This is a genomic window from Zobellia russellii, assembly GCF_044597075.1.
Classification (GTDB): Bacteria; Bacteroidota; Bacteroidia; order Flavobacteriales; family Flavobacteriaceae; genus Zobellia; species Zobellia russellii.
In genome coordinates this window covers 1,182,324-1,195,473 of the sequence record NZ_CP139000.1, presented here as the reverse complement: position 1 = coordinate 1,195,473, position 13,150 = coordinate 1,182,324, and the positions used below count along the sequence as shown (strand labels likewise).

Here is a 13,150-nt window from a genome sequence, read left to right as displayed (position 1 = left end):
ATTCTATTCTTAGTAACCTGGATTTTGAACTAATGCCGGGTCCGCGGCTATTTGACTTGCGGGCAGCGGTAGTAGTAATTTGTTGGCATCCGTGATGCCCAAAACGGACTGTGCACGACCTTGGCGTAATAAATCGAACCAACGGTGACCTTCCCAAACCAACTCTAAACGTCTTTGTAAATCAATTTCAGCAAATAATGAGGCCTTATCCGTACCACCGTTATAATCCCCAAGATCAGCTCTGTTACGAATTTCATTCAAATAAGTGGCAGCTTCCACAGTGTTGCCCAATTCGTTTTCTATCTCGGCCAACATAAGAAGCACATCGGCGTAACGCAATACTACCCAGTCACTAGGGGAGTCGCCAATCACGGTTGTGGGAACGGCAATTTTATTATTATAAGCTAAACCGGATTCCAATTGTCCTACAAACACTCCTTTTCGGGTATCTGCATCATCGTACAATGCGAAGAAATCAGGTTTAAGTACGCCATGCCCTTTGGTACCGGCCATACCGCCATCCTGTCTTCCGGTTGGGTTGAACATTCTATAAGCATCAGAACCTTCGCCATTAGAGTTTATTCCTGAAGCGTACTGCACCACAAATATGAGTTCTTCATTAAGTTCGTTATCAACTGAAAAAACTTCATCTACCGCAATTAAATCATGAGCGTTAGAGTTCACCACTTTTAACAAACTTTCCTTTGCGGCAGAGTAATCTCCTAGGGTAAGGTGTACTTTACCCAAAAGGGTCTGTGCTGCCGTCTTTACAACGCGTCCTCTGTTGCTGTCATTGCGAGAGGGGAGAGCATCTTCCGCAGCTTCCAAATCTGAAATAATCTGGGTGTAGACTTCCGCAACAGGTGTTCTAGACTGGCCAAAATATTCCTGTGGATTACCAACTTCGTCTATAATAAGGGGAACGTCTCCAAAAGTTCTCACCAAATTAAAATAAAGCAAAGCTCTAATAAACAGCATTTCTCCGGTACGTGCCTGTTTTAACTCTGCGTCTTCAAACTCTACTTCTTGAATTCTACTGAGCACAATATTGGCTCTTTGGATGCCTTTGTAGGTATCCTCCCAAACGTTAGCAATAAGGCTGCTTTGTGGAATTACTATAAAATCGTCCAACATTCCATAATTGCCACCATCATTGGCAGGAGTTTCATCATAGGCATCTTCACCGGGCAGTTCTCCCACAGCGGGCATTGCCGTGTCATAAACTCCTGTAAATTGCAATGTAGCGAACACCGCATTTACGGCTTCTTCCATTTCAGCCTCATTGGCGTAAAAGTTATTGGCAACCTTGGTGGTGGTCGGGTTCTGTATTAATTCTTTTTCGCAGCTTACCAGTCCCAGTGCAAGAACGGCAAGAGTTAAGGATATATACTTTTTCATTTGAATAGCTTTTTAGTATGAGATTTTTAAACCGATTGTATAGGTCTTGGAAATAGGGTAGTTGCCACCGGAATTGTAGCCGGACGTGAGTATGTCACTAGAAGTTCCATCAGGGTTCCAGCCTCTCCACTTGGTTGAGGTGAACAGGTTGTTTCCAGAAAAATAAACCTGCAAGCCGGAAAGTTTAATTCTCTCCAAAAGGTTTTCTTGAAAGTTATAACCTATTCGTAAGTCTCTAAACCTGAAATAATCCCCATTGTTCTCTTCTACGGTAACAGAGCTACGCAGAATTTTTCTTGAGTTGGAAAAATTACCAAAGTTGGGTTGTCCCAAAAATCCGTCAGGATTGTTGACAGGGTGATACCTATTATCAAAATAATATTTGGTAGGAACCCCAAAACCTTCTCCGGATTCAGTTATAGAGCTTAAGTCTCCATCCAATAATGTTCTTCCTTCAACACCTGCAAAATTGGCGCTTAAAGTAAAACCCTTATAATCCAAGTTTACACCAAAGCCATAAGTAAAATCCGGAGCATAAGTGCCTTTGGAACTCTTGTCCTCATCATCTATAACACCGTCATTATTAATGTCAACTACTTTTAAATCGCCCGTAAGCGTACCGTCCAAATGTGGTGTAGAATCAATTTCTTCTTGTGTCTTGAATACACCATCTAAGGTGTAGCCATAGATTTCGGCTATAGGTCTACCAATCTGGGTTGTAAAAAGTTGGTCCCTACCTGTAGCAATTTTATCTTGACCTGGTCCAAGAGCAATAACTTTGTTTTCATAGGAGGTTAGGTTGGCGTTAAATCCAATACCCAATTCTCCTACTTTAAAATTGTTCCCTGATATCTGAAACTCCCAGCCTTGGTTTTCCATCTCTCCAATATTGGCCAATACATTATCATAACCAGTTTGCTGTGGAACAGGAACATCCAATAGCAAATCTTTGGTGTTGGTCTTGTAATAGGCCATATTAAAGTTCAATTTATTGTTGAACAAACCAAGGTCTAGGCCAATGTTAAAGGAAGAAGCTACTTCCCATCCCAAATCTGGATTAGGGGCAGATGTGGTAATATATCCTGGTGCAATGCCACCATCAAATACGTAGTTGGAATCCGTTACCAATGCTTTAGAAGCATAGGTGCCAATCTGGTTGTTTCCTGTTTGCCCCCAACTGGCGGATATCTTACCAAAACTTACTACATCATTTTGAGGAAAAAAGTCTTCTCTGGTAAATACCCAACCGGCTGCAACGGATGGAAAGTTACCCCATCTATTGTTGATTCCGAATCTTGAAGAACCGTCGCGACGAATGGCTGCCGATATTAAATATTTAGAATCAAAATCATATTGCAAACGAGCCAGGTAAGACTCTAACGTCCATATACCTACATCCGCCGATGCCGTAAAAGCACTAGCACCCGCAATATTCTGAATGTTATCATCTGCATATCCGGTACCTATTACCCTTGTATAATCCGTATTTTCCTTTTGAAAAGTATAACCACCTAAAAGGTTAAGGTGATGTTTCCCAAAACTCTTGTCATACGTTAAGGTATTCTCTAGCAAATAGTTGATTTTGTTCTGTTTGCGTTGTTCTCCATTGGCATCTGCTCTTGGGGCTGGAGTTCGGTATGATCCCACACCAATAGGGTAGTAGTAATCCCGTACATAGGAATCATAATCTCCGCCTAATGAGAATTTATAGGTTAGTCCCTCTAGAATTTCTGCATCTATAAAGGCATTACCAAAAATCCTAAAACGTTTTTTAACGTCCGTAATTAAATTGGCTGTGGCAATTAGGTTTTCAACCGGCGTACCGTTAATACGAACGCCTTCAACTTCATGCTGTTCGTGTACAAGTTGATCACTGATATTAATGCTTCCATCTGAATTGTATGGACTATAGAATGGGAAATTAAGGACAGAGAGCCCAAGTACACCATTACTACGGCTACCTTGGTCAACCGAATTTTCAATGGAATACGTAGGCTTTAAGTTAATGCCAAATTTCACCTTTTCCGAAATTTGGCTCTGAAGGTTTATAGATCCTGAGTAGCGTTTAAAATCCGTACCAACAACAACACCTTCTTGATCATAATATCCTAAAGATGTATAGTACGTTGTTTTTTCATTTCCTCCCGAAACAGAAAGTGCATAATTTGATAAAGCGGCATTTCTAAAGCCCTCATTGATCCAGTCAGTATTAACAAGACCGGGCTCACCATTTAAGTAGGGAGTCAATTCCGGCAAGAAAAGTTCACGGCCGTCAATCTGTTTTCCATCAATTAGTTTTGTGACCCTTACCGAATTTGGATCCGTTTCGCTTCTATTAGCTGGGTCTTTGGAAACATAGCCCCAGTTTCTAGCTTCCGTTAGGAATTGAGCAAATTCATAACCATCTACCAATTCCACTCCGGAACTTTGCTGTTGCACGCCGCCATAAGTTTCTAGTGTTACCGTTGTTTTTTGATTACGGGTACCGGATTTGGTAGTAATCAATATTACTCCATTCGCTGCTCTTGAACCATAGATAGATGCAGAAGCGGCATCTTTTAAAATATTGATTTCCGCAATATCGTTAGGGTTTACAGAACTTAGTGAACTGCCTTCCGTAAGCGGAAAACCATCAACTACGATTAAAGGGTTGGTACCTGCAGTTAGCGTTCCTGTACCTCTAATAATAATTTGCGAATCTGTACCCGGTTGTCCGTTAGATTGGTTAATAATTACCCCGGAAATTTTACCTGCCAGTTGCTGGTCAACCGTAGCAGCTGTAACATTTTCAAGTTCGCTGTTTTTTATTTCTGAAACTGACCCAACAACTTTGGCCCTGGCCTGTTGGCCATAGCCAATAAGCACAACTTCTTGTAAGGCAGAGGAAGCCATGGATAATTTAATGTCTATCTGTGTCTCGTTTCCTACGGGAATATATTCTGTGTCGTAACCAATATAGGATACAACCAGTACCGCATCCGGTCCCACATTAATACTGTAATTGCCATCAAAATCCGTAGCTGTACCATTAGTAGTTCCTTTTTCTACAATAGAGGCTCCGGGTAAGGGTTGGCCGGTTTCGTCTAGAACCCTTCCTTCAACTTGTTGAAAAATTAGGTCAACAACTTTCTTTTCGGTTTGCTTTCGTCTATCTATGGAAATATTCTCATCTATTCGCCTAAATGCAAGACCTGCGTCTTTGGCCAGGATTTCCAAAACTGATTTTAACGAGACTCCTCTGTAATTAAAGTTGTACCTATTTTTTAAATTGGTAATGGAACGCCCATAAACAAAGTTAAATGCAGTTTGTTCCTCAATAGTTGAGATGACCTCTTCAATAGAGGCATTCTTTAGGGATAGTTCTACAGAAACTTGGTCTAATCGTTGTGCTTCAACCGTCGATGCAAAAAGAGGGTTCATTAGCGCAACAATCACAAGTAGAACGGTAATTTTCATTGTCAACGCAATAAATTGTTTAATACTTAGTGAATTCATAACTTCACAGAATGTTTAATGGTTATCTATTTAATCGTTAAATGCTATGCAGTCTGTTGATCCTCGCCAAAGTGTCACAGGCTGCTTTTTTGTTTTGAGTCTATCTTACATGGTCGTTAAGGGTTTTAATGGTTGCATGATCCTTTAAATAAAATGGTGTTATTTTCTAAATACTCGTAGTCCATACCTTTGGTGGCAAATTTTATACTCTCTAAGACTACGTGAAGTTTTGCTTTTTCGTAACGAGCTGTAACATGGCAGTTTTTAAGAGATGGAGACTGGAAGTCTACTTCAATACCATACCATCTGGTTAGCATTTTTGAGGCTTCTAGGAAAGTGATGTCGTTAAATCTGATAATTCCATTTTTCCAATCTAGATAGTTCTCATTGGCAACGGTAGAGGTGATAAGTTCATCCCCCTTTTTACTGTACTCTGCCATCTGATTTGGCGTTAGATATACCGTATTAATATCACCATCCTTATTTTCTGATTGTACGCGTACTTTTCCTGTCCTGACCGTAACAGATATATTTTCACTAAAATCGTAAGCGTTTACATTGAACGAGGTTCCCAATACTTGGGTTGTTACGTTTTCGGTATGTATAATAAACGGTTTGGAGGGATTTTTTGCTACTTCAAAAAACGCTTCACCGTTGAGTTTTATCTCTCTTTTGGAAAGGTTATTGAAACTTTCGGGAAACTCAACACTACTGCCAGCGTTTAAGGTAATTTTTGTTCCATCTTGTAGTGTTAAGGTGGAACGCTGCCCCCATTTAGTAGATTTAGTTATAAATTCTTGTGCAACTACATCTTCTTTTTCAAACGGATTGATGGTATAAAAAGCAGCACTTAAACTAAATAAAAGCAGAATCATTGCGGCTGCAATTTTCAACCATTTATAAGTGTTGGGGGATTGGTTTTGGGTAGGGGTTATTCCCTTTTTGATAATGTTAGAATATATTTCGGATTGAATACGGGACTCTTCGTCTTGCATCTGCATTGTATCGTCCGTATTAGTATAACTATCAAGAACTTTATCCAAAAGCTCCTTTTCCTCTTGGGAACAGTTACCTGAAATGTACTTATCAATTAAATTTTGAAGTTCTTTTTCCGTCATTACTATGGTGCTCTATAAGTAAGAGTGAAAAAAGAGGGGTAACCCTAAAGAAAAAGGTGTTTTTTTTGAAAAAAATAATTTCAGGAAGCAATAACAGGTGTTAACTGTTTGATTGATTGGGTTATATGGTATTCAACCGTTTTTATAGAAATATTCAATTCATGAGCAATTTCTTTGTTAGACAGATCATCATATCTGCTCATAGTGAAAATTTGCTTGGTCTTTAATGGCAGAGTATCAATGCAATTTTCAATTTTGGATTTGGTTTCTTTAAAGTCCAATTCTCTCTCTGTGTTGTTTTCTATATGGACAAGATTTACCTGAGTTAGTAAATCAGTATAATTTTTGTTTTTCCTGATGTATTCCAAACACTTGTATTTAGTAGCAGAAAATAAATAGGATTTTACATTTTTGATTTCTAGTTCCTTCCTTTTGGTCCAGAGATTACAGAAAACATCTTGAACTACATCTTTGGCTTCCGTTTCATTCTGTAACAGCTTTAGAGAGAATAGATAAAGGCCTTTCCAGAGCCGGTCATAGAGTTGCTTAAAAGCAACCTCGTTGTCTTTGAGAGTGAGCAAAAACAAATTGGCATCTGAGATTTTCATAGGTGTGGTCTAACACCTGCAATGATACCTAGATAAGTTAAGGCATATATTACCTTAACTTTAATTTTGTCTTATAATAACTTCAACTCAGTGTAGCCTGTATTGATTAATTGGTCTTTAAGAACCTATTATCGGTTTGATTCGGTTTATCATTTAGTCCGGTTCCGGGTATAGATATTCTTATGCTAGTATTTCAAATCGATTAATTAAAATTTTTATTGGTTCCATTTTCATCGCCTGTTGATTATATCTTCGTTTGTTAACTCTCTTAAACTACCGCATCTGTAGTGGTGGTTATTTTATAAAACCCGTTAGGGCATTCGTTAACATAAAAGATTTACTCAATGATTACCTCAAATATCACTACCGACAAAAAATGGTCCGTATTCTTGGCGGACGATGATGCCACTGATCAAGAAATATTTAGTGATGCCTTGGCTGAAATTGACGCGCCAATTTCCTTACGCACTTTTAACAATGCATTAGAATTACTAAAGGAACTTGAGACCGGCACTGCTTTACCTGATGTTATTTTTTTGGACCTTTACATGCCTATGATGGATGGTAGCGACTGTCTAATTAAAATCCGTAAGAATCCATTGTTTCAGAATGTTCCCATAGTCTTATATTCAACCGAATTTGATATAGACCGTATTGAAGAGCTTTTTGAATGTGGAGCCAATAGATATCTAAGAAAAACCGCGTCGTTTGAATCTCTTGTGTCGTCTCTTGAAAGAACGCTTGATTCATTAAAAAGAAATGCAATTAGTGGCCCCGCATTAATTAATATTGTGGTCTGATCATTTTAGGAAAAGGGGAGACTCATTAAGGTCTTATTTGTTTCATAGTACTTAAAATTAAAGTTATTAAAGACTATTATTACATTCTCCTAGTATTCAGCTTCGTTATAGTACTAATGGCCTTTTTGCCATTAGTACTATCTCGTATAAAAGTTTCTTTTACCGTACCATTGCTACTTATTGGTTTTCTAACCTATTACCTAGGGGTACCGGTAAATTGGCCTGAACCCATATGGGGCAATAAACAGGTAACAATAATTACGGAAATAATAGTAATTATTAGCCTTATGGGGGCGGGTTTAAAACTAGGAATGAGATATAGTCCTAGGCATTGGAAAAATACATTGCGGCTCATACTGATTACCATGCCGTTATACATCTCGTTTTTGTTTCTTATCTGTCATTATTTTTTAGGATTTGATGGAGCATCCTCGCTATTAATTGCTGCCGTCTGTGCACCTACGGACCCTGTATTGGCAGCGGAGCTCCAGTTAAAAAAGGACGAAATGTATGATAAGAAAAATACGGGAATGCGCTATTTACTTACTTCTGAAGCTGGTTTGAACGATGGTATGGCGTTTCCGTTCGTGTTTTTGGCAATTTTATGGTCTCAAAGCACTTCATTTCAAAATATAGATCTCACCTATTGGTTTGGTTATTACATGGTGTTCAAGATTCTTGGAGGGGTACTCATTGGAAGCTTATTGGGTTTTGTCTTTAGTTATTTGATTCGTAACCTAAAGTCCATACATAAAAACAAGGTTCTTTCCGGATTTGTTGGAATAGGTCTCGCATTTTTTTCTTTTAGCCTTGCAGAGCTATTGAGTACTTATGGATTCCTTAGCACGTTCTTTGCCGGCTTGTTCGCACAATATCACTTTCACAAAAAACTGAAGCAAACTGAGCAAACGGACAATATAAATTCCGATGAAGATAAACAGGAGATTTTATTGTTCAACGAAAAGATAGAGGAGTTTCTAATAATGGTATGGACTATTCTTTTTGGAGGTTTTATAGCATCGGGAATTTTAAATTTTGCCACTTGGCAAGGAATAGTAATCGCTTTGGTTACTATTATTGTCATTAGACCTCTCACCGGTAGAATAGCTTTAATGGGAACTCCCTTTACGGAGCCTAAAAAATGGGCCGTTTCATCCTTTGGAATTAAGGGGGTAGGCTCTTTTTTCTATTTGGCATTTGCGTTACATGAAGGGAATTTTATTGCTACTAACGAAGTTTATGCATTTGTGTCTTATGTAGTACTGTTCAGTATTTTAATTCATGGAATTACAGGCCCTAGTGTTATATCCTATTTCAAGAAAAATAATCCAGGTTAATGGAATTTTTATTTTAGACCTAGGTAGAAATTATACTCTATTCAATCTAAAAGAAAGATTTGATACTATGTATTAGGAGTATCAAATTATCGCTTTGCATCACTTTCGGATAAATACAAAAACTACATTTAATATTGCTTAACACCTTGTTTGTTATAAAATAACAGGATTAAAATGTGATGTATATGGAAATGCAAAAAACACCTAAAAAAAGATTGGCCATAATTGGTTCTGGCCCAATGGCCATATATCTATTGAAACATATAAACGACCGTGTAAACATCCTCAAACAAGAGATAGGTAGTATTATTATTTTTGAAAGTGGTAAAAACATGGGCATGGGTATGCCGTATACTCCAGAAACTACGGATGTTTATAATCTATCCAATATATCTTCCGAAGAAATTCCTGAGCTTATAGATACTTTGGTAGATTGGTTACGTAAGCAGGATAAGTCGGTTTTACAATCTTTGAACATTACAGAGTTTCCTATCAACGATTCTGAAGTATATAGTCGTTTGGCGCTAGGACAATATTTTCGGTCGCAGTACATCCTATTGATAAATAAATTAAAGGCAAAGGGCGTTTCCATTACCGAATTTGCCGAAAACAAAATTATAGATATTCTACCTGGATCTGATGAAGTTCGAGTGGTAGATCAAGACCACCATACGCATGTCTTGGACAAGATTGTTATAGCTACAGGCCATGAGTGGAAGAATGAGGAAAAGAGTGGAGCAGGCTATTTTTCCAGTCCATGGCCCATACATAAGATTTTACCTCAACAAGGCCACCTGTACAATTTTACGATTGGTATTTTAGGAGCTTCGCTGAGTGCTTTTGATGTGGTTACTTCTCTTGCGCATCGTCATGGAGAGTTTGTTAAAGAAGCTGGTCAACTGATTTTTAAACCACATAAGGACGCTCCCGATTTTAAAATTGTACTGCATTCCGCCGAAGGATGGTTGCCCCACCTGCAATATGAACAGCGTAAAAGCATTCGGGAAATTTACAGGCATACCAGCAGGGAAGAGATTTTGTCCTTAGTTGATGATTTGGGTTTCTTAAGATTGGAAACTTATTTTAATGAGGTTTGTAAACCTGCATTAAAAGAAGCACTTTTTAAAGATCGCTTAGAAGAGGTTGCCCATAGATTGGACTCTCCCGATTTCGGGTTTGCTAACTTTGTTGAGGTCATGTCCAAAAAACATGAATACACCAATTCCTTTAATGGAATGAAACAGGAAATGGTAGCTGCCAAAGATTCTGTGGAAAACAATAAACCCGTACATTGGAAAGAAACACTTGATGATTTAATGTATGGACTCAATTTTCATTCAGAACTACTGCCTGCCGAAGATCATTTCTTTTTTAGAAAAAAGGTAAAGCCTTTTTTAATGAACGTCATTGCTGCAATGCCCCTTTCATCCGCCAATATTCTTTTGGCACTCTATGATGCGGGTCGTATAGATTTAATTAGTGGGAAGGTGAAAATACTGAATTCCGATTCCAACTCTGGGACAACTCATGTTGAAGTAAAAGACTTGGAAGGAGAAACTAGAAGTATAGCTTACAAGATGTTTATTGAATGTGGAGGGGATGGTACTATAGAGTTGACGGACTATCCCTTTCCGTCACTCGTTTCCGGAAAAAGTGTTCGGGAAGCTAGGGCCAAGTTTTCATCTGAAAAGGGCAGAGAAGAAGTGGAGGAATACGTTTCTAAGGAAAAAATATTCTCAGAAAATGGCTGCTCTTACATGTATACCGGGGGTATAGACATAGATACAGCATACCGGATTATTGATGGTAATGGAAATCCAAACTATCACATAAACAATATTGCCTTTACGCACACATTAGGGGTAAGACCTTATTCCTATGGGCTGCAGGCATGTAGCGCTACAAGTGAAATCTTGGTCGATTTTTGGTTGTCACAAATTTCGGGAGACAATACAGGGACCATCCAAACACGGGAAACAACTAAAATTTACGAAAGTAATACGCATCTATAGAACTAACTTTGGGCTTTGCGGATTTCTTATCTTTGTTTAATTACCCAGATTTAATGCCAAGAGTGAATTTAATCAAAACATTTTGGGTGTACAGAATTGGTTTATGGTTTTCTGCTATTGTACGATTTGTTTCGTTGAGCAATTGCCAATGGTTAAGAGCTCATTCCATTGAGTGGTGTATCTGGGACTGCGGTGTTCTTTTATAAGCGCCCACTCCTTGTCGCGGTTGCCCACCGTAGCAAGTTTAATTTTATTCTTACCGTACTTGCTGTTAAGATAATCCATTACATGCGTTATTGCAGGACTTTCAGTTTTGTGAGGGCTATTGAACAGATTAGTTTGGATAGTATTTTTATGCACCAATTGAGTTAGGTTGACACCTACTTTCTTGTAACGATAACCGGGTTTATAAATCTTCCGTAGGGCTTTAAGGGCTTCATTGGTTAGCTTGGCCGTACTATCCGTAGGGGTGTCTAGTGTAATAACTATTTTATTATAGTACTGCTTGTCTATGGCACTATGTTGATTGGTCTGTAAGAATACTTCCATTTTTGAGGCAGCACTGTGCTGCTGTCGCAGAAGGTCGGCAACTTCAGCTACATATGAGCTACAAGCTTCTTCTATTAATCCTAAATCCGTTAGTTTAAAACCGAATGATTTTGCAGTACCAATTCCTTTTTTCTCATTGGGAAATGATGTCAACTGCAAACAGGGCATATTGTTCAATTCTCTCCAAAGGCGTTCACCAATTACCGTCATCTCTTTCCTAACCCACGCAACCTGCATATTTGCAAAATCTAGGGCAGTTTTAATATTCTTGGATTCAAGCCGTATGGCATGTTTTTTACCTATTCCCCAAATATCCTTTACCCTAAGACTTTGTAACAGATATTTTCTTTTTTCTTCGGAATCAACAATGTAAACATTATTATTTGAAGGTATTTTTTTTGCTAATTTGTTGGCGAGTTTGGATAAGGATTTAGTTGTTGCAATTCCTACACCAACTGGTATTCCCGTATTTTTTTCAATTGTATTTTTAATATGATGGGCCAATTCTTGAAGGTTTTCCTTTTGGTAATGTGTCAAATCTATAAAGCTTTCGTCAATACTATATTCTTCTACCTGTGGCGAAAACAATTTTAGGGTATCCATAACTCTTCGGGACATATCACTATAAAGCGTATAGTTAGACGAAAAATAGGTGACGTCATGCTGATCCAGCAACTTTCTTATTTTAAAAACAGGTTGAAACATAGGAATTTCAGTTAACGCCTTAGCCTCTTTATTTGCGGCGATAATGCAACCATCATTGTTGCTGAGAACAACCACAGGTTTATTTTTAAGGTCTGGGCGGAAAACTTGCTCACAGGATGCATAAAAACTATTGCAATCTACCAACGCAATCATAAAACGGATTTAATTATAAAAGTTATAACTCCCCATATATTCAGCTCTAAGTCAAGATTTTTATCCATGCACACTACATTAAAGGTATCATCCATAGTAGCCAACACGAGCTGATTGCTCTTTGGAGTCATGGATTTATCAACTATAAGCACATCATTCTCAACAATATTGAATTCCTGGAAATGGTTGTCGGCAACCCTAATAAAAAACGTTGCGGATGGGTTCGTGACCAATATCTCGTTCAAGTCTATTCTAGGTTCGTTATAATGTGTTGCCGGGCTGGAAAAACCAGTTTGTACAGGTCTTTCGACCCTAAAATTTCTCTCGGATTTTTTTATCAGATTTATCTTCTGCTCCATTACACTTTAACTTGTTAGGCTAATTGATTTAAGACAACTATTATAAAATATGGAATTAATCCAAAATTACGGATATATTCCATATTAAAGTGTTTTTGGCTCTAATTTTTATGTAATTACTATGGGAATTTGCCCACTATAAATTGAACTCTCTTTTAGATTTTATCCGGTCAATTAAATATGAGTTAGAGCAACTGTATTGGGATTCAGGTAGGTAACTTCAACATTCAATAATTAAAATGTTTGATATGAGTACAATAATTAAATCTAGTAAAGAAGGATTAAATAACGAAGTTCAACAAAACCGAGGGCTTGGTAATGAATATGAAAGACAGGGAAATACTTCCGAAGAAGTTGGAAAACCTGTTGATAACGGTGGTGTTTCAATATCGGTAGACGAAGAGCATCTAAGAAAACAATGGTTGGCGGTAAGGGATGAATATTTGGCCAATTTTCCTGAATTGGATGGCGTGGATGACCACAATGAAAAGGATAACATAGGGGTCTTAATCAATAGTCTAGCGAAAAAAAGACAGCAAACCCCGGAAACCATACAGCATGAAATTATGAATTGGTCCGCTAGTAAATAAGTGGTCATCAGAATTTGTACTATTAT

Annotated in this window: 10 protein-coding genes; 4 read left to right on the top strand and 6 right to left on the bottom strand. The window is 38.0% G+C overall.

All coding sequences use genetic code 11. The features are described from left to right. Window positions 1-9: 9 nt before the first annotated feature. The 4 genes from SJY45_RS05090 to SJY45_RS05075 form a co-directional block, all read right to left on the bottom strand. Window positions 10-1,398, bottom strand: coding sequence for a RagB/SusD family nutrient uptake outer membrane protein (locus tag SJY45_RS05090; RefSeq protein WP_400073506.1), 1,389 nt, complete (start codon window positions 1,396-1,398; stop codon window positions 10-12). 12 nt (window positions 1,399-1,410) lie between these two features. Further along, window positions 1,411-4,893 (bottom strand): SusC/RagA family TonB-linked outer membrane protein, encoded by a 3,483-nt coding sequence (locus SJY45_RS05085; protein WP_400073505.1) that lies wholly within the window; start codon window positions 4,891-4,893, stop codon window positions 1,411-1,413. A 125-nt stretch (window positions 4,894-5,018) separates the two neighbouring features. Continuing rightward, entirely contained in the window at window positions 5,019-6,011 is a 993-nt protein-coding gene (locus tag SJY45_RS05080) for a FecR family protein (protein WP_400073504.1), read from the bottom strand. A gap of 80 nt (window positions 6,012-6,091) precedes the next feature. Further along, window positions 6,092-6,619 carry an RNA polymerase sigma-70 factor gene (locus SJY45_RS05075; RefSeq protein WP_400073503.1) on the bottom strand — a complete coding sequence of 176 codons (528 nt, stop codon included), beginning with the start codon at window positions 6,617-6,619 and terminating at the stop codon, window positions 6,092-6,094. A gap of 344 nt (window positions 6,620-6,963) precedes the next feature. Here SJY45_RS05075 and SJY45_RS05070 point away from each other — a divergent pair, with 344 nt between their 5' ends. The 3 genes from SJY45_RS05070 to SJY45_RS05060 all read left to right on the top strand — a co-directional run bounded on the left by SJY45_RS05070 (window position 6,964) and on the right by SJY45_RS05060 (window position 10,768). Then, window positions 6,964-7,419, top strand: a complete 456-nt coding sequence (locus SJY45_RS05070; RefSeq protein ID WP_400073502.1) for a response regulator — start codon at window positions 6,964-6,966, stop codon at window positions 7,417-7,419. Window positions 7,420-7,535: 116 nt separating this feature from the next. Then, window positions 7,536-8,756, top strand: a complete 1,221-nt coding sequence (locus tag SJY45_RS05065) for a cation:proton antiporter (RefSeq protein ID WP_400073501.1) — start codon at window positions 7,536-7,538, stop codon at window positions 8,754-8,756. A 185-nt stretch (window positions 8,757-8,941) separates the two neighbouring features. Next, on the top strand, window positions 8,942-10,768 hold the full coding sequence (locus SJY45_RS05060; RefSeq protein ID WP_400073500.1) for an FAD/NAD(P)-binding protein: 1,827 nt from the start codon (window positions 8,942-8,944) through the stop codon (window positions 10,766-10,768). 114 nt (window positions 10,769-10,882) lie between these two features. Here SJY45_RS05060 and SJY45_RS05055 read toward each other — a convergent pair whose 3' ends face one another. Next, window positions 10,883-12,175 carry a Y-family DNA polymerase gene (locus SJY45_RS05055; RefSeq protein WP_400073499.1) on the bottom strand — a complete coding sequence of 431 codons (1,293 nt, stop codon included), beginning with the start codon at window positions 12,173-12,175 and terminating at the stop codon, window positions 10,883-10,885. Continuing rightward, window positions 12,172-12,534: a S24 family peptidase gene (locus SJY45_RS05050; protein WP_289064158.1), complete on the bottom strand. Its 363-nt coding sequence runs from the start codon at window positions 12,532-12,534 to the stop codon at window positions 12,172-12,174. The genes SJY45_RS05055 and SJY45_RS05050 overlap by 4 nt, the downstream gene beginning before the upstream one ends. 248 nt (window positions 12,535-12,782) lie before the next feature. On the opposite strand from SJY45_RS05050, the gene SJY45_RS05045 reads away from it, so the two are divergent. After that, the gene (locus SJY45_RS05045; RefSeq protein ID WP_289064160.1) at window positions 12,783-13,124 is read left to right on the top strand and encodes a hypothetical protein; all 342 of its coding nucleotides are present in this window, start codon (window positions 12,783-12,785) and stop codon (window positions 13,122-13,124) included. The last annotated feature ends 26 nt before the right edge of the window (window positions 13,125-13,150 follow it).